Raw genomic sequence first — 14,152 nt, forward strand, 5'->3', positions numbered from 1 at the left:
TTGTAACGTCCAGCAAAGTGATCCTAGATAGACACTACCACGCCCCTTCTTTAGCCTACCGCCTCCATAAAAGTAAGGGTACGCAGTGAAGCAGCCGCCTGGTAAACGAACGCCCGCCCTCCTGGGGGCCCTCATCCTCGCTGTAAGCCTTAGCGCCCTGGCCGACAGCACAACGCAGCAGGCCCCCACGCTGGTGTATTCCTGGCCGGTCAATGCCGGCCCCCTCGACCCACGTGGCTATTCGCCCAACCAGATGTACGCCCAGGCCATGGTCTACGAGCCACTGGTGCGCTACACCCATGCCGGCACTGTCGAGCCCTGGCTGGCCACGGCCTGGCAAGTGTCCGACGATGGCAAGACCTACACGTTCACCTTGCGCGACGGGGTACGCTTCAGCGATGGCACCCCCTTCGATGCTGCTGCAGCCAAGGCGAACCTCGATGCGGTCCTGGCCAACAGCCAACGCCACCGCTGGATGGAACTGGTCAGCACCCTCGACCATGTCGAAGCCCCTGCCCCGCTCACCCTGCGCCTGGTGCTCAAGCACCCCTACTACCCCACGCTGATGGAACTGGCCCAGGTACGCCCTCTGCGCTTCGGCGCGCCCGGCAGCACACCTGGCCAACCCGTGGGCACTGGCCCGTGGATGCGCGCCGAGTCACGCCTGGGCGAGTTCGACCGTTTCGTGCGTAACCCACTGTACTGGGGGCCGAAACCGGCTTACGGCGAAGTCATGGTGAAGGTGATTCCCGACCCCAACAGCCGTGCCCTGGCCCTGCAGGCCGGTGAGCTGGAGCTGATCCAGGGCGCTGCGGGCGAGATCACCGCCGGCACCTTCGTGCGCCTGCGCGACCAGGGCTTCGCCACCGCGCTGTCAGCGCCACTGGCCACCCGCACCCTGGCCATGAACACCGGCCGTGGCGCCACCCGCGACCTTGCAGTACGCCGCGCCATCAACCAGGCCGTCGACAAGCAGGCGATCATCGACAAGATCCTCTACGGGCTTGAACCTCGCGCCGACACCCTGTTCGCCCCCAACATGCCCTACGCTGACCTGGGCCTGAAACCCTATGCCTATGACCCCGCCCAGGCCGCCCGCGAACTGGATTCGGCCGGTTGGGTACTGGCCTCAGGCGCCAAGGTGCGCAGCAAAGGCGGCGAGCCGCTAGCCATCGAACTGGTGTTCCTTGGCACCAGCGCCCTGCAAAAAAGCCTGGCCGAAGTGCTGCAAGGCGAGCTGGCCAAGGTCGGCATCCACATCGACCTGCGCGCCGTTGAAGAAGGCGCGCTGGTACGCCGCCAGCGCGATGGCGACTTCGGCATGATCTTCGCCGACACCTGGGGTGCGCCCTACGACCCGCATTCGTTTGTCAGCTCCATGCGCTACGCCGGCCACGCCGACTACATGGCCCAACGCGGCCTGCCGATCAAGGACGAGCTCGACCAGCGCATCGGTCAGGTGCTGGCCAGCACGGATGAACAGCAGCGCGCCGGGCAGTACCGCTTCATCCTCGGCACCCTGCACGACCAGGCGGTCTACCTGCCAATCTCGTACCTCACGGCCATCAGCGTGCACCGTGATTCGGTGGGCCACGTGCAGTTCGGCAGCACCCTGTTCGATGTGCCGTTCGAAGCCATGACACCAAAGCAGGAGCGCTGACATGCTGCGCTATATCCTCATGCGCCTGGTGCTGCTGGTGCCGGTGATGTTCGGCGTGTCGCTGCTGGTGTTCGTGCTGCTGCACCTGGGCAGCACCGACCCGGCGCTGGATTACCTGCGCCTGTCGCATATCCCACCCACCGATGCAGCCATTGCCGAAGTGCGCCATGCCCTTGGCCTGGACCAGCCCTTGTACGCGCAGTACCTGACCTGGCTGTGGAAGGCCCTGCACCTGGATTTCGGCATTTCCTACCTGACCGGCCGCCCGGTGCTGGACGACTTGCTGTACTACCTGCCCGCCACTCTGCAACTGGGCGGACTGGCTCTGGCCTGCACGCTGTTGCTGTCGATCCCGCTGGGGCTCATGGCGGCGCGTTGGCAAGGATGCTGGCCCGACCACGCGGTGCGGGCGGTGACCTTTCTGGGCGTGTCGATGCCCAACTTCTGGCTGGCCTTCCTGCTGATCGCGCTGTTCTCGCTGTGGCTAGGCTGGCTGCCGCCGCTGGGCCGAGGTACCGCCGGGCACCTGGTGATGCCGGTGCTGGCGATTGCCTTGATGTCGATGTCGATCAATGCCCGCCTGCTGCGCGCCAGCCTGCTGGAGGCCAGTGGCCAACGCCATGTCACCTATGCGCGCGCCCGTGGCCTGCCCGAGCGCAACGTGTGGCGTGACCATGTGCTGCGCAACGCCTGGCTGCCATTCGTCACGGCTACCGGCATGCACATCGGCGAACTGATTGGTGGCGCCCTGGTGATCGAAACCATCTTTGCCTGGCCCGGGGTAGGCCGCTTTGCCGTGTCGGCGGTGCTCAACCGCGATTTCCCGGTGATGCAGTGCTTCACCCTGCTGCTGACTGGCCTGCTGATGGTCTGCAACCTGGTGGTGGACGTGTGCTACGCGTGGCTTGACCCGCGCAGCCGGCTGGAGGGTGCACGCGCATGACCGTTCTTTCGGCAATTCGCCGGCCAACAGTGGCTGGCCAGAGGGGTCTGCTCCTGGGTCTGGTATTGGTCGGCCTGCTGGTTGTGCTGGCCTTGTTCGGCCAGTGGCTGGCCCCGCACGACCCCGACCTGGTCGACCTCGGCCAGCGCCTGCTGCCGCCAGACGCCAGCCATTGGCTGGGCACCGATCACCTCGGCCGCGACCTGCTATCGCGCCTGATCGTCGGTACCCGCCTATCGCTGGGTAGCGTCATGCTGACCCTGGCACTGGTGCTGGCCTTGGGGTTGGCCATAGGCGGCATCGCCGGCTTTGTCGGCGGGCGCACCGACCTGCTGCTGATGCGCCTGTGCGACATGTTCATGACCTTCCCGACCCTGGTGCTGGCCTTCTTCTTCGTCGCTCTGCTGGGCACCGGCCTGACCAACGTGATCGTCGCCATCGCCCTGTCCCACTGGGCCTGGTACGCACGCATGGTGCGCGGCATGGTCATCGCCCAGCGTGGGCGCGAATACCTGCTGGCCGCACGCCTGGCGGGCGCCTCGCGCTGGACGCGCCTGCGCCAGCACGTGCTGCCGAACATCGCCGGCCCCCTGCTGGTGCTGGCAACCATGGACATTGGCCACATGATGCTGCACGTCTCTGGCCTTTCCTTCCTTGGCCTGGGCGTAACGCCGCCGACTGCCGAATGGGGCGTGATGATCAACGACGCCAAAGAGTTCATCTGGACGCACCCGCAGTTGCTGCTGTTGCCGGGGTTGATGATCTTCTTCTCGGTGATGGCCTTCAACCTGCTGGGCGATGCACTGCGCGACCGCCTCGACCCGACCCAGGAGCACCACTAGATGACCGCTTCCACCCTGGAGGTCCGTAACCTGCGCATTGAGGCCAATGCCGGCGCACTGGTGCAGGGCGTCGATCTGCAATTGAAGCGCGGTGAAGTCTGCGTCCTGGTCGGCAGCAGTGGTTCGGGCAAGTCCCTGAGCTGCCTGGGCATGCTCGACCTTTTGCCTGCGGGCCTTGTGCGTACACAGGGTCAGTTGCTGCTCGACGGCCAACCGCTGAGCGCCGTCGAGGTACGCGGCCGCTTGGCCAGCCTGGTGCTACAAAACCCGCGCAGTGCCTTCAACCCGGTACGTAACATGGCCAGCCACGGGCTGGAAACCCTTCGCCAGCGTGGCACTAGCGGCGCCGCCGCTCATGAACGCATGGCCCACTGCCTGGCAGCCGTGGGTCTGACAGACCACACCCGCATACTGCAATCGTTCGCCTTCCAGCTCAGCGGTGGCATGCTGCAGCGCATGATGATTGCCTTGGCGCTGATGGCCGAAACCCCGTTCCTGCTGGCCGACGAGCCCACCAGCGACCTCGACGCCGTAAGCCAGGCGCGTTTTCTCGACCTGCTGATGGAGTTGGTAGAGTTGCATGGCCTCGGTGTGTTGTTGGTGACCCATGACATGGGCGTGGTGGCGCGCTGCGCCGATCAGGTGGCGGTGATGGAGGCTGGCCGCATCGTCGAGCGCCAGACCGCGCATGCACTGTTCGCCAACCCGGCCAGCCACACCGCCCGCACCCTGCTTGAAGCCCACCGAATCCTCTGCGGGAGCCAGCCATGAGCCTGCTGCACGTCCACCAATTGAGCCACCGCTACCGTACTGGCGGGCTGTTGCACAAACGCAGCTGGCTACAGGTCCTCGACGGCATCGACCTTCAGCTTCAACCCGGCGAGTCCATTGGCTTGCTGGGTAGCAGCGGCAGCGGCAAAAGCACCCTCGCCCGCCTGCTGCTCGGACTGGAAACACCCAACCAAGGCCAGGTAACCTTCGCCGGGCAAGCGGTCAGCCAGTTGCGTGGCGAACAGGCGCGCGTCTTCCAACGCAGTGTGCAACTGGTGTTCCAGGACGCGCCTGGCGCGTTCAACCCGCAACGCAGCATCGGCTGGAGCATTGCCGAGCCGTTGCGTCACTTGAGCGATCTGAACGAGACCGCCCGTCACACGCGGGTAGTTGAATTGCTGGCGCAAATGGGCCTGCGCGCCGAGCATGCCGAACGCCTGCCGCAGCAGCTTAGCGGTGGCCAGTTACAGCGGGCCAATATCGCCCGGGCGCTGGCCATCTCGCCCAAACTGGTGGTGCTCGATGAAGCGCTATCCAACCTGGACCGGGTACTGCAGCTGCAGCTGCTGCAACGGCTCGACACCCTGCGTCGGGAACAGGGTACTGCCTTCCTGCTGATCACCCATGACCTCAGCCTGGTGCGTTACTTCTGCCAGCGGGTTGTAGTGCTTGATGCCGGGCGCATCGTCGAGGACCGCGTGGTGGATGGCGGTTTGTCGTTCGACCATCCTGCGGGGCAACAGCTGCAAGCCGCCGTGCTGCCGGAGCGCCCGCGAAGGGCCGACGCGCAGGTCAGCAACGCTCTCGCTTGAGTACTGCTGCATTTCGGCATGTCTGAAGCCGGAGCAACGCCGACCTGGCCGCCATTGCGACCGCGCTGGAGCACATCCAGATTGTTGGCGACCGCTACCCGGCTCACCTGCAGAAAAACGTCAACCGCTAAGGCTGCTCGCCCGCGAGAAAGGCTTTGCTGATTTCACGGAACTGTTCGTGGCTTGCACTGCGCAGTAGTTCGAACACGACCATTTCGCGGGTGACGACCTGTACGCCAGCCGCCGCCATGCGCTGGAGCGCCGCGAGGTGGTTTTCCGCTGTGCGGCTCGACGTGGCGTCGGCGACCACGAACACCTGCTTGCCGCTGGCCAGCAGGTCGAGTGCGGTCTGCAGCACGCACACATGGCATTCGATGCCACAGAGAACGACCTGCCCCCGCTGCATCATCGCCTGCGGCAGGCATTCGGCGGGTACGCAAGAAAAATGCAGCTTCTCCACCACTGGCGCCGTGGCGCAGGCTTCCTTGAGCCGTGCCAGGGTCGGGCCGAGGCCTTTGGGGTACTGCTCGGAAAACACCACAGGCAAGGCCAGCCGCGCGCAGGCAGCCACCAGCCACTCGACCCGTGCGGTGAGGCGCTCGGCTTCATGCATGGCGCCTATCAGCTTTTCCTGTACATCGACAACCAGCAACGTCGCCTGGCTTGCATCAATCAGAGCACCACTCATAACGCACCTTTCCATTTGTTGTTGTCTGCTTCGCTCACAGCGCCGCACCGATTGCAGCTCAAGCCGCACTCTACAGGATTTGTCCACGTACCTTTAACCCCGTCCACGCGCAGCGTTCCGGGTGAAAACCAACAATCACCAACGCAGCAATCGTGGCCCCAATACCGCACCCAGCACGGTCGGTACCAGCATCCCCAGCACATACCATACCCCCCAGAACGGCACGCCCATTTCAGGGCAATGCAGGCAGTAGGCCAACGTCGCCGTGGCACCAGCGAGCAAGCCCCCCGCCGCGCCGGCCTGGCGCAGGCGGGTTGGTGCCAGGCCGCGCAAGGCAACGAACACCGCGATAAAGGCAGGCACAGAGAGCAAGGTGATGTTCAACGGGCAGGTGCGCCAGGTGCGGCCCAGGATCAGCTCGGCGCGGACTTCCAGCGGAGCGCCAGACAGGCTGACGGCCGCGCCCAGCCAGACCAGCAGCAACGGCAACCCCAACAACGCCCAGCACGCACCGCCTTGCACACCCGGCCTGGCCAACCGCTGGGTCAGCCACAGTGACAGTATTGCCAAACTGCCGGGCAAGGCCAGCTTGGCCCAGAACAACGGTGTGGACGCAACCAGCGCCAGATCGTTACGGACACCGAACAGGGTCACGGTCAGCAATACCGCGCCCAGCATACCGCCCAGCAACGCCATACCCAGACGCCGCGCCAGCACATGGCGGTCCACCGGCCCTTCCCCAGCGGCCAACAGGGCAATCAGTTCATCGGTCTTCATCGTCGCCCTTGCCTCCTATCAACTTGGCCAATGCCTTCAAGCCCCGGTGGATGCCAACCTTGACTGCCGAGGCAGAAAGCCCGGTCACGCGTGCAGTCTCCTCCACCGACAACCCCTCCAGCTTGACGTGAACGATGGGCAGGCGCTGGCGTGGCGGCAACTGTGCCAACAGCTTGCCCAGATCCCGCGTGGCCTGGGCCGCCTCTTCCACACCGGCGGCAAACAGGTCGCTGTCATCCTCCAGCCCGTCGTGCAGCGCATCGTGGCGGGCATAACTGCGATAGTGATCCGCCAGCTTGTAGCGGGCAATGGCCTGCACCCAGGCGGTCAGCGGTTGCTGGGCCTGGTAGGTGTGGCGGGCGTTGTGCACCGCCAGCAACACGTCCTGTAGCAGGTCTTCCACTTCGCCGGGGCGCTGCGCCAGGCGCCTTAGTAAAAAACCACGCACATGCACCGCCAGCGCCGCCAGAAAGGCCCTGTACGCCACGGCATCGCCCGCCAACCCTTGCAGCAGTAACGCCTGCAACCGGGCTTCGCGTGCGATGAGTGCCTGCTGAGAAGTAGTTCGTAGCATTGGCCGCCCGGGTTACATCCACCGTGGAGTTTTTTACCTAGGGTTGTTGCCTTCATACGTTAGGCGACGGCTACGACGCCGGGAATTTTTTTCCAGTGCCTGTAACCCGATCCGCCAAAGCCGCGAACTAGTTCATGAGCCGCCGGTACATCGCCACGGCCCCACTTCCCGGAGACGCATCATGAAAACCCTCGCCCTCACCACCGCCGCCCTCGCACTCGCCTCACTGGCCGGTGCCGCCCTGGCCGCCGACGCGACCAACAACGCAACCGGCGCCGCCATGGAAAAATGCTACGGCGTTGCCATGGCCGGCAAGAACGACTGCAAGGCCGGCGCCGGCACCAGTTGCGCCGGCAGCGCGAAAAAGGACTACGACGGCATGCACTGGAAGAACGTACCCGCTGGCACCTGCACCTCCATCAAGACGCCCAATGGCATGGGCTCGCTGTCTCCGGTCAAGTCGTGAGCGGAGGCCGCCGATCATGAACGGGATCACCTGCATGGGCGCCGGCCTGGGGCTCAAGGCCGAGCACTTTGCCGAAGCCTGGGCTTGCCAGGCCAACGGGCTGTGGTTTGAAGTGCACCCGGAAAACTACATGGTCGGCGGCCCACGGCTGGACGGGTTGCAGCGCATTGGCGAACGCCATCCACTGTCACTGCACGGCGTCGCGCTGTCACTGGCAGCCGATGCCGTACCCGATGCGCAGCACCTGCGTCGCCTGCGGGCGCTGGTCGATCTGGTGCAGCCGGCCTTGGTGTCGGAGCACCTGGCCTGGTCGACCTGGGGCGGGCAGTATCACCCTGACCTGCTGCCCTTCCCCCGCAGCAACGAGGCCCTTGCCCGTATCAGCGACAACATCCTGCGTACCCAGGACGCGCTGGGGCGCAGCCTATCGCTGGAAAACCCCAGCCATTATCTGGAGCTGGATGGCCACGACTGGGATGAAACCGAATTTCTGCATGAACTGGTGCGCAGGACCGACTGCGGCTTGTTGCTGGATGTCAACAACGTGTACGTGAGTGCCCAAAACCTCGGCTTCGACGCCGCCGGATACCTTGAGCGGTTCCCGGCAGGGGCAATCCGCGAAATACACTTGGCCGGCCACAGCCAGGACGCCCAGGGCACGCTACTGATCGACTCCCATGACGCGGCCATCGCCGCACCGGTCTGGGCCTTGTACCAGCAAGTGATCGCACGCATCGGCCCGCGCCCGACCTTGATCGAGCGTGACGGCAACGTGCCCGCCTTCACGGAACTGCTAGCCGAACGCAATACCGCCCAGGCACTGCTCGATCAGGCAGGAGCACGACCATGAACCTTTCCCTTGGCCAGTTTCAAACCGCCTTTGTCGAGGCGCTGTATCACCGCTCTGCCCCACAATTGGCCGCACTGACTGGCCAACCAGCGTTTGCGGTGTATCGCAACACCGTGCTGGCAGGTTGTGTTGACGCCCTTCGCGCCAACTTCCCCGCCGTCGAGGCACTGGTCGGCCCGGCCTGGATGCAGGACGCTGCCGCAGCCTATGCACAATGCACGCCCCCCGACGACCCGCGGCTGATCCGCTACGGTGCGACGTTTGCCGAATTTCTCGAACAACAGCAAGCCCATCACGGCTTGCCGTACCTGGCCGATGTGGCACGCCTGGATTTCGCCTGGTGCGAAGCCTTCAGTGCCCTTCGCGAGCCCTGCCTTGACCTGGCCGACCTTGCCGGCATGACCGCCACGGACCTGGCGTGCAGTTACCTGGCCCCGCGCAGCAGCGTGCGCTGGTACTGGTTCGCGCAAACTCCGGTGTTCAGCCTGTGGCGCCACAGCCGTGAAGGCCTGGCCTGGCCGCAAGACCAGCCCTGGCGCGCAGAAGGCGCTTTGTTGAGCGGCACTGACGAAGGTGTCGCACAACAAGCGCTGGAAATGGGGGGCTGTGCGTTTCTCGATGCCTGCGCCCAAGGCCTGACGCTGGAGCGGGCCTCACAGGTTGCGCAGCAGGCTCAGCCCGACCTGGACTTCGCCGCCCTGCTCGGCCGACTGCTGGCCGCCCAGGTGTTTCGTCCACTTTCCTTCGCTTGAGGAGCCACCATGGACATCACCCACACCTCGCGCACTGGCCACGGCCTGCGCCAACGCTGGAACCACCTCGCCGAACGGCTGCACCTGCTGCTGAGCGACACACTGTTATGCCTGGTGGCACGCCTTGCCATTGCCTCGATCTTCTTTCTGTCCGGCCGTACCAAGGTCGAAGGCCTGCTGACCATCACGCCCAGCACCTATGACCTGTTCCAGAGCGAATACGCACTGCCGCTGGTGTCCCCCTGGCTGGCAGCCCACCTGGCCGCCTATGCAGAGCACCTGTTCCCGCTGTTGCTGGTACTGGGCCTGTGCACCCGCCTTTCGGCCCTCGCCTTGCTGGGCATGACCACAGTGATCGAAGTGTTTGTCTACCCCGATGCCTGGCCAACGCACTTGTCCTGGGCCGGCTTGCTGCTGTTGTTGATCGGGCGGGGAGCCGGTGCGTTGTCGCTTGATCGGCTGCTGGGCGTGAGATGACCCGCCGTTGTAAAATCAGGCTCGCGCCTCGGTTTTGCGATGGCTTGGCAGACAAAGGCAGTTCGGGAGGGGCTGGTGGCAGACCATGTTGACTACAAGCGCAATAGCGAAATCCCCGGCCTGGTGCTGAGCGAGGGGCGGTTTTCCAGTTTTCGCTTTGATCGCCATTATCACCTCGACTACCACGTAGGCCTGATTACCGAGGGTGTGCAGCGCCAAGGGCTGAACGGCGAATCCGTGCTGCTTACCCCCGGCACCATTCAATTGATGCCGCCGTGCGAAATCCATGACGGTGTCAGTGCCGATACCGCGTCCTACACCCTCAAGACCTTTCGCGTTTCGGCCGCCCTGCTCAAGGATGTCACCGAGGAGCTGACCGGGCACGACCGGTTTTCTGCGCTTGGCGGCGCGCTGTTGCAAGACCCTGGGCTGTCCATGGAACTGGCACACTTGCACAGCACGCTGGCACAGGGCATACCCGCGTCGCCCTTGTTCGTCGAGTCGCAATGGCTGACATTGCTCGGCCGCTTGTTCAGCGAAACCCGCATGGTCAAGCAGCAGTTCGTCAAAGGCACCCTCTCACCGCTGCAATGGCGCAGGGTGACAGAGCACTGCAACGCCCACCTGGCAGACAAGATCACCTTGCTGGAACTGGCTGCGTTGTGTGGCCTTGAGCGCTTCCAGTTCCTGAAAATGTTCAAGCAGACCGTGGGCATGACGCCCCATGCGTGGCTGGTTCGCCTGCGCCTGGAGCGCGCCTGCGAACTGCTCAGCCACACACAGTGGGAGCTGACCAAGGTTGCTCAGGAAGTCGGCTTCTACGATCAAAGCCATTTCAACCGGGCCTTCAAGCAGGCGTTTGGCGTGGCGCCCTCGCTGTACTGACGCACGCCCCCTTCCTGATCACTCAATTTTATACAAGCGCGCCTCGCACAGGCTTCTTAACCTTGGGCACCGGGCCGGACACCGCATTGTCCCCGCCCCGTACTGATAGAAACGGTCAAGGAGCCATTGATGACACTGCGCGCGTATTACACAAGCGATGAACTCACCCTGCGCACAGACGTGCTGAGCTGCACGCCAACGGATGATGGCAAGTTCCAGGTTGTACTGGCAGAAACGCTGTTCCATCCGCAAGGCGGTGGGCAACTGGCCGATCAGGGTGTCATCGCTGGCATACCGGTCAAGGGCGTAAGCCAGAATGAAAACCAGGTCATCCATGTCCTTGAGCAGCCGGTTCCACTTGGCCCTGCCGAAATCGCTGTCTCACCTGACGCTCGCAGCTTGCACGCCCGCCTGCACTCCGCAGGCCACCTGATCTCTGGAGTAGGTCAGCTCTTGGGCTGGCAGCCGGTCAAGGGGCACCACTGGCCGGGTGAGTGCCGGGTGGTGTTCGAGCGCCAGCCGCACTCCGAGGCGCTGACGGCCGAGCAGCTGGAGCACGCCGTCAATCAACTGATCAACGATGACGTACCTCGCCACCTGCTTGACCAGAACGGCCTGAGAACGGTGTGTTTCGGTACGCTGCCCATGCACGGTTGCGGAGGTACGCATGTTGTATCCGCTGGCGAGATCGGTCTGGTCAAAGTGCTCAAGTTCAAAGAAAAGAAGGGCCAGCTGTCTGTCCATTACGACATAGGCAACTGATCGGCCGCACTGCCCGGTTACCAGGCCGCAAGCCGTGTACATGCAATCGACTTTACAGGAGGCCACCGCGTGGACTACATACCTCAACTCTTGACCATTGCTGCGGTCATGCTGCTGGGCTGCATAAGCCCGGGGCCGGACTTCATCGCCGTCACCTCCAACGCGCTGATCAGCCGCAAGCGCGGCCTGGGGGTTGCCCTGGGCACCGCCCTGGGCATCTGCGTCTGGGCCGTGATGGCGGTCATTGGCCTGGGCGTGCTGCTCACCAAACTGGCCTGGCTGTACGACACCATCCGCGTGGTCGGGGTGTGCTACCTGCTCTACCTTGGCGCCAGGATGCTGATCGGTGCCCGCCGCCCCTATCAGGAGCTGGCGATCGCCACCTCCAGTAATACCACTACCCCAGCGCCTCGGGTCGGCTTTCTGGTGTCGATGACTAACCCCAAGGCCGCTGTGTTCTTCGGCAGCTTTTTCATTACCGTGCTGCCTCAGCATGCCCCCGTCTGGGTACTTGGCAGCGCCGTCGTGGTGGTGACGCTGGTTTCGTTCCTGTGGTTTTCAACGCTGGCCCTGATGTTCTCGACTCAACGGGTTCGCCTGCTGTACGCGGGCATGCGGCGGCCGATTGATGCGGCGATGGGGGCGGCGCTGATCGGGCTTGGCGCGCACCTGGCGCTTGCCCGATAACGGTCACCGGTGCCCCACACCCACCCTGCTGTAACGCTACTGCCGGTCAGGCTTTGCCGATGGGTCTCGTGCAGGCGCCGCGAACCATTTCTCGCGCGGTACCCATTTGTCCTGCGCCGGATCACCCAGATAATGCGGCGACATGATCTGCACCCCATACTCGTTGAACACATCCTGGATGTTGGCGTGCAACAGGCTCAGCAACTCCGCACGCGGCCTTGGCGCGCTGGGAACTGCCTGGGCCACCAGGCGGTACTCGGGGTAGAAGTCTGAAAGGCCGGTCTGGAATACCTGCGGCGTGGGGTTTTCCAGTATGCCATCGGTGCGGTGGGCGGCCTCTACCAGCATGGCTTCCACCTGGCGCCACGGCGTGTCGTAGCCGATGGTGACAACCGTGTCGACGATGTAACCCGGCCCCTGCACCACCCGCGAATAGTTGCGCGTCACCGAACCGGTAATCATCGAGTTGGGCAACGTCAGCACCTCGCCCAGGCCGGTGCGGATGGTGGTGTTGAACATGCCGACCTCGGTCACCGTGCCTTCGTTGTCGCCCACGCGCACGTACTCACCCGCCTTCAGTGTGCGTGAATACGTCAGGATCAGCCCCGCCGCTGCCTGCCCGACCACGCTGGAAGCCCCCAGCGAAATCATCAAACCGAGCAGTACCGACAGGCCCTTGAAGGCATCGGTGCCAGAGCCTGGCAGATACGGGTAGGCCATCACCAGGGCAAACAGCCAGATCGCCAGTGACGTCAGCCGCGTGGTGGGCTGCAGGGTTTCCTCGGTCAGCCATTTCAGCGTACCGGGGCGGGCCATGCGCTCCAGCATGCGCCGGCTGAAGCCACTGATGCCCCGGGCGATGAAGAAAATCATGACGGCCACGGCGATGCCAGGGATGGCGTGCAGAATGCCATCGAGCAGATAACGCAGCAGGTCGAGCAGGTGCACGTTGAGGCTTTCGCCCCACGGCCGGGTGTAAGGAAACTGCGATAGCACGAAGCTCAGCCACTGGTAGCTGAGCAGCAGCACGATTGCCCAGTACATCAGGCGCAGCAAGCGGTCGATCAGAAAGTACACGTACTGCATGTCGAACAGCGGCAGCTGGCCCACCTTGATCTGCCGGGCACGTTCACGCATCAATTGCGGCAGGCGCCCGCGCAGTTTGCGCCGGCCCAGGTTGGCACCCTTGATCAGCACCACGAACACCAATGTGGCGACGGCAGAAAACCCCAGCGCCTTGAGCAGGAAGCGCAGGCTGCGTGCTTCGCCGGTCTCATCCACTACCTGGCGCAACGTAGCGGCTGCCTGCTCGACCGCTTCACGGGTATCGCCGCCCTCTACGCCCAGGTCCTGGGGCGCGACAATGAACGCCCTGCGCCCGCCCAGCAGCACCAGGTGGCTGTTGGCGATCGGGTCGACACTGACCTTCAGTTCGTCGGTACCACGCAAGGCCTCGTCGATAACCGATGAGGCCCGCTGCGCGCGTGCAGCGGGGGTTTCGCCCAGCAGCGTGGCGTGAAAGGTGAAAATGCTGCGGTTGGCGATACGCAACTCTGCGGGTTCACCCGGCACACCATCAGTAGCGCTGCCTGCCAAGTCCTTGCCCTGCCCGGCCAGCGGCAGCAAAGCGCACAGCGCCAACAGCACGGTCAGAAGACGGTTCATTGCGCACTCCCTGGCCAGTAGTCCTGTAGTGATAGCACAGGCTTCGCAGGGCAGCGCCGGGATCCACTCCGACCGGCATTCGGCTGTGTCGCGCCCGAATTGCACACTCATCCACAGCGCGCTTGAAATACATATACGAATATCCGTATATTCGTTATTCCATATGTTTTGGTGTGCCCATGAACACTCCACCCGACATTTTCAAGAGCCTGTCTGACGAAACCCGCGCTCGTGCAGTCTTGCTCATTGCCAGCCTGGGCGAGCTCTGCGTCTGCGAACTGATGTGTGCGTTGGGCGACAGCCAGCCAAAAATCAGTCGCCATCTGGCGCAACTGCGCAGCAATGGCATGCTGCTGGATCGCCGCCAGGGCCAGTGGGTGTATTACCGCCTTAATCCGGAGCTACCCGCCTGGGTTCACCAGATGTTGCAGGTCACCTTGCAGGCCAATTCGCAGTGGCTGGCCGACAATTCTCTTCGGCTGAAGAACATGGACGGCCGCCCCGTTCGTGATGCCGCCTGCTGCTGATCATCACCAAGCGA

Annotated in this window: 17 protein-coding genes; 13 read left to right on the top strand and 4 right to left on the bottom strand. The window is 63.9% G+C overall.

What is annotated here, in order from left to right:
• The first annotated feature begins 85 nt into the window (after positions 1-85).
• The 5 genes from nikA to nikE are packed head-to-tail and all read left to right on the top strand — an operon-like array spanning position 86 to position 5,028.
• Positions 86-1,660, top strand: a complete 1,575-nt coding sequence (gene nikA / locus A0O30_RS20745; RefSeq protein WP_105947811.1) for a nickel ABC transporter substrate-binding protein — start codon at positions 86-88, stop codon at positions 1,658-1,660.
• Between the two features lies 1 nt (position 1,661).
• Positions 1,662-2,603 carry a nickel ABC transporter permease subunit NikB gene (gene nikB, locus A0O30_RS20750; protein ID WP_105947812.1) on the top strand — a complete coding sequence of 314 codons (942 nt, stop codon included), beginning with the start codon at positions 1,662-1,664 and terminating at the stop codon, positions 2,601-2,603.
• On the top strand, positions 2,600-3,445 hold the full coding sequence (gene nikC, locus A0O30_RS20755) for a nickel ABC transporter permease subunit NikC (RefSeq protein ID WP_105947813.1): 846 nt from the start codon (positions 2,600-2,602) through the stop codon (positions 3,443-3,445). The genes nikB and nikC overlap by 4 nt, the downstream gene beginning before the upstream one ends.
• Entirely contained in the window at positions 3,446-4,216 is a 771-nt protein-coding gene (gene nikD, locus A0O30_RS20760; protein ID WP_105947814.1) for a nickel import ATP-binding protein NikD, read from the top strand. It begins immediately after the preceding gene.
• Entirely contained in the window at positions 4,213-5,028 is an 816-nt protein-coding gene (gene nikE / locus A0O30_RS20765; RefSeq protein WP_105947815.1) for a nickel import ATP-binding protein NikE, read from the top strand. The genes nikD and nikE overlap by 4 nt, the downstream gene beginning before the upstream one ends.
• A gap of 127 nt (positions 5,029-5,155) precedes the next feature.
• Here the strand turns inward: nikE and A0O30_RS20775 are convergent, their stop codons facing one another.
• The 3 genes from A0O30_RS20775 to A0O30_RS20785 all read right to left on the bottom strand — a co-directional run bounded on the left by A0O30_RS20775 (position 5,156) and on the right by A0O30_RS20785 (position 7,067).
• The gene (locus A0O30_RS20775; protein WP_105947816.1) at positions 5,156-5,716 is read right to left on the bottom strand and encodes a hydrolase; all 561 of its coding nucleotides are present in this window, start codon (positions 5,714-5,716) and stop codon (positions 5,156-5,158) included.
• 135 nt (positions 5,717-5,851) lie between these two features.
• Entirely contained in the window at positions 5,852-6,493 is a 642-nt protein-coding gene (locus tag A0O30_RS20780) for a DUF1109 domain-containing protein (protein WP_105947817.1), read from the bottom strand.
• Positions 6,480-7,067, bottom strand: coding sequence for a sigma-70 family RNA polymerase sigma factor (locus A0O30_RS20785; protein WP_105947818.1), 588 nt, complete (start codon positions 7,065-7,067; stop codon positions 6,480-6,482). The genes A0O30_RS20780 and A0O30_RS20785 overlap by 14 nt, the downstream gene beginning before the upstream one ends.
• 181 nt (positions 7,068-7,248) lie before the next feature.
• On the opposite strand from A0O30_RS20785, the gene A0O30_RS20790 reads away from it, so the two are divergent.
• From A0O30_RS20790 to A0O30_RS20820, 7 genes are all read left to right on the top strand, one after another.
• Positions 7,249-7,533 carry a DUF2282 domain-containing protein gene (locus A0O30_RS20790; RefSeq protein ID WP_105947819.1) on the top strand — a complete coding sequence of 95 codons (285 nt, stop codon included), beginning with the start codon at positions 7,249-7,251 and terminating at the stop codon, positions 7,531-7,533.
• A 16-nt stretch (positions 7,534-7,549) separates the two neighbouring features.
• Positions 7,550-8,383, top strand: coding sequence for a DUF692 domain-containing protein (locus A0O30_RS20795; protein WP_371921633.1), 834 nt, complete (start codon positions 7,550-7,552; stop codon positions 8,381-8,383).
• The gene (locus A0O30_RS20800; RefSeq protein WP_105947820.1) at positions 8,380-9,135 is read left to right on the top strand and encodes a DNA-binding domain-containing protein; all 756 of its coding nucleotides are present in this window, start codon (positions 8,380-8,382) and stop codon (positions 9,133-9,135) included. Before A0O30_RS20795 ends, A0O30_RS20800 begins: the two co-directional genes overlap by 4 nt.
• Positions 9,136-9,144: 9 nt before the next feature.
• Positions 9,145-9,612, top strand: coding sequence for a DoxX family protein (locus A0O30_RS20805; protein ID WP_105947821.1), 468 nt, complete (start codon positions 9,145-9,147; stop codon positions 9,610-9,612).
• A gap of 75 nt (positions 9,613-9,687) precedes the next feature.
• Complete coding sequence (locus tag A0O30_RS20810) at positions 9,688-10,497, top strand: AraC family transcriptional regulator (protein ID WP_105947822.1); 810 nt, start codon at positions 9,688-9,690, stop codon at positions 10,495-10,497.
• A gap of 129 nt (positions 10,498-10,626) precedes the next feature.
• Positions 10,627-11,259, top strand: coding sequence for a hypothetical protein (locus A0O30_RS20815; protein ID WP_105947823.1), 633 nt, complete (start codon positions 10,627-10,629; stop codon positions 11,257-11,259).
• 69 nt (positions 11,260-11,328) lie between these two features.
• On the top strand, positions 11,329-11,946 hold the full coding sequence (locus tag A0O30_RS20820; RefSeq protein WP_105947824.1) for a LysE family translocator: 618 nt from the start codon (positions 11,329-11,331) through the stop codon (positions 11,944-11,946).
• A gap of 36 nt (positions 11,947-11,982) precedes the next feature.
• Here the strand turns inward: A0O30_RS20820 and A0O30_RS20825 are convergent, their stop codons facing one another.
• A complete protein-coding gene (locus A0O30_RS20825; RefSeq protein ID WP_105947825.1) occupies positions 11,983-13,611 on the bottom strand; it encodes a mechanosensitive ion channel family protein in 1,629 nt (542 codons plus the stop codon).
• A 179-nt stretch (positions 13,612-13,790) separates the two neighbouring features.
• Between A0O30_RS20825 and A0O30_RS20830 the strand changes: the two genes are divergently transcribed.
• Positions 13,791-14,138 (top strand): metalloregulator ArsR/SmtB family transcription factor, encoded by a 348-nt coding sequence (locus A0O30_RS20830; protein ID WP_105947826.1) that lies wholly within the window; start codon positions 13,791-13,793, stop codon positions 14,136-14,138.
• The last annotated feature ends 14 nt before the right edge of the window (positions 14,139-14,152 follow it).

Source organism: Pseudomonas sp. LLC-1, from assembly GCF_002992185.1.
GTDB lineage: Bacteria > Pseudomonadota > Gammaproteobacteria > Pseudomonadales > Pseudomonadaceae > Aquipseudomonas > Aquipseudomonas monteilii.

What these genes read in the sequence shown, in the direction of transcription:
- A0O30_RS20790 (WP_105947819.1), top strand. Translation starts at nt 7,249, where the DNA reads ATGAAAACCCTCGCCCTCACCACCGCCGCCCTCGCACTCGCCTCACTG.
- nikE (WP_105947815.1), top strand. Translation starts at nt 4,213, where the DNA reads ATGAGCCTGCTGCACGTCCACCAATTGAGCCACCGCTACCGTACTGGC.
- A0O30_RS20785 (WP_105947818.1), bottom strand. Translation starts at nt 7,067, where the DNA reads ATGCTACGAACTACTTCTCAGCAGGCACTCATCGCACGCGAAGCCCGG.
- nikB (WP_105947812.1), top strand. Translation starts at nt 1,662, where the DNA reads ATGCTGCGCTATATCCTCATGCGCCTGGTGCTGCTGGTGCCGGTGATG.
- nikD (WP_105947814.1), top strand. Translation starts at nt 3,446, where the DNA reads ATGACCGCTTCCACCCTGGAGGTCCGTAACCTGCGCATTGAGGCCAAT.
- A0O30_RS20800 (WP_105947820.1), top strand. Translation starts at nt 8,380, where the DNA reads ATGAACCTTTCCCTTGGCCAGTTTCAAACCGCCTTTGTCGAGGCGCTG.
- A0O30_RS20775 (WP_105947816.1), bottom strand. Translation starts at nt 5,716, where the DNA reads ATGAGTGGTGCTCTGATTGATGCAAGCCAGGCGACGTTGCTGGTTGTC.
- A0O30_RS20815 (WP_105947823.1), top strand. Translation starts at nt 10,627, where the DNA reads ATGACACTGCGCGCGTATTACACAAGCGATGAACTCACCCTGCGCACA.
- nikC (WP_105947813.1), top strand. Translation starts at nt 2,600, where the DNA reads ATGACCGTTCTTTCGGCAATTCGCCGGCCAACAGTGGCTGGCCAGAGG.
- A0O30_RS20795 (WP_371921633.1), top strand. Translation starts at nt 7,550, where the DNA reads ATGAACGGGATCACCTGCATGGGCGCCGGCCTGGGGCTCAAGGCCGAG.
- A0O30_RS20830 (WP_105947826.1), top strand. Translation starts at nt 13,791, where the DNA reads ATGAACACTCCACCCGACATTTTCAAGAGCCTGTCTGACGAAACCCGC.
- A0O30_RS20805 (WP_105947821.1), top strand. Translation starts at nt 9,145, where the DNA reads ATGGACATCACCCACACCTCGCGCACTGGCCACGGCCTGCGCCAACGC.
- A0O30_RS20825 (WP_105947825.1), bottom strand. Translation starts at nt 13,611, where the DNA reads ATGAACCGTCTTCTGACCGTGCTGTTGGCGCTGTGCGCTTTGCTGCCG.
- A0O30_RS20780 (WP_105947817.1), bottom strand. Translation starts at nt 6,493, where the DNA reads ATGAAGACCGATGAACTGATTGCCCTGTTGGCCGCTGGGGAAGGGCCG.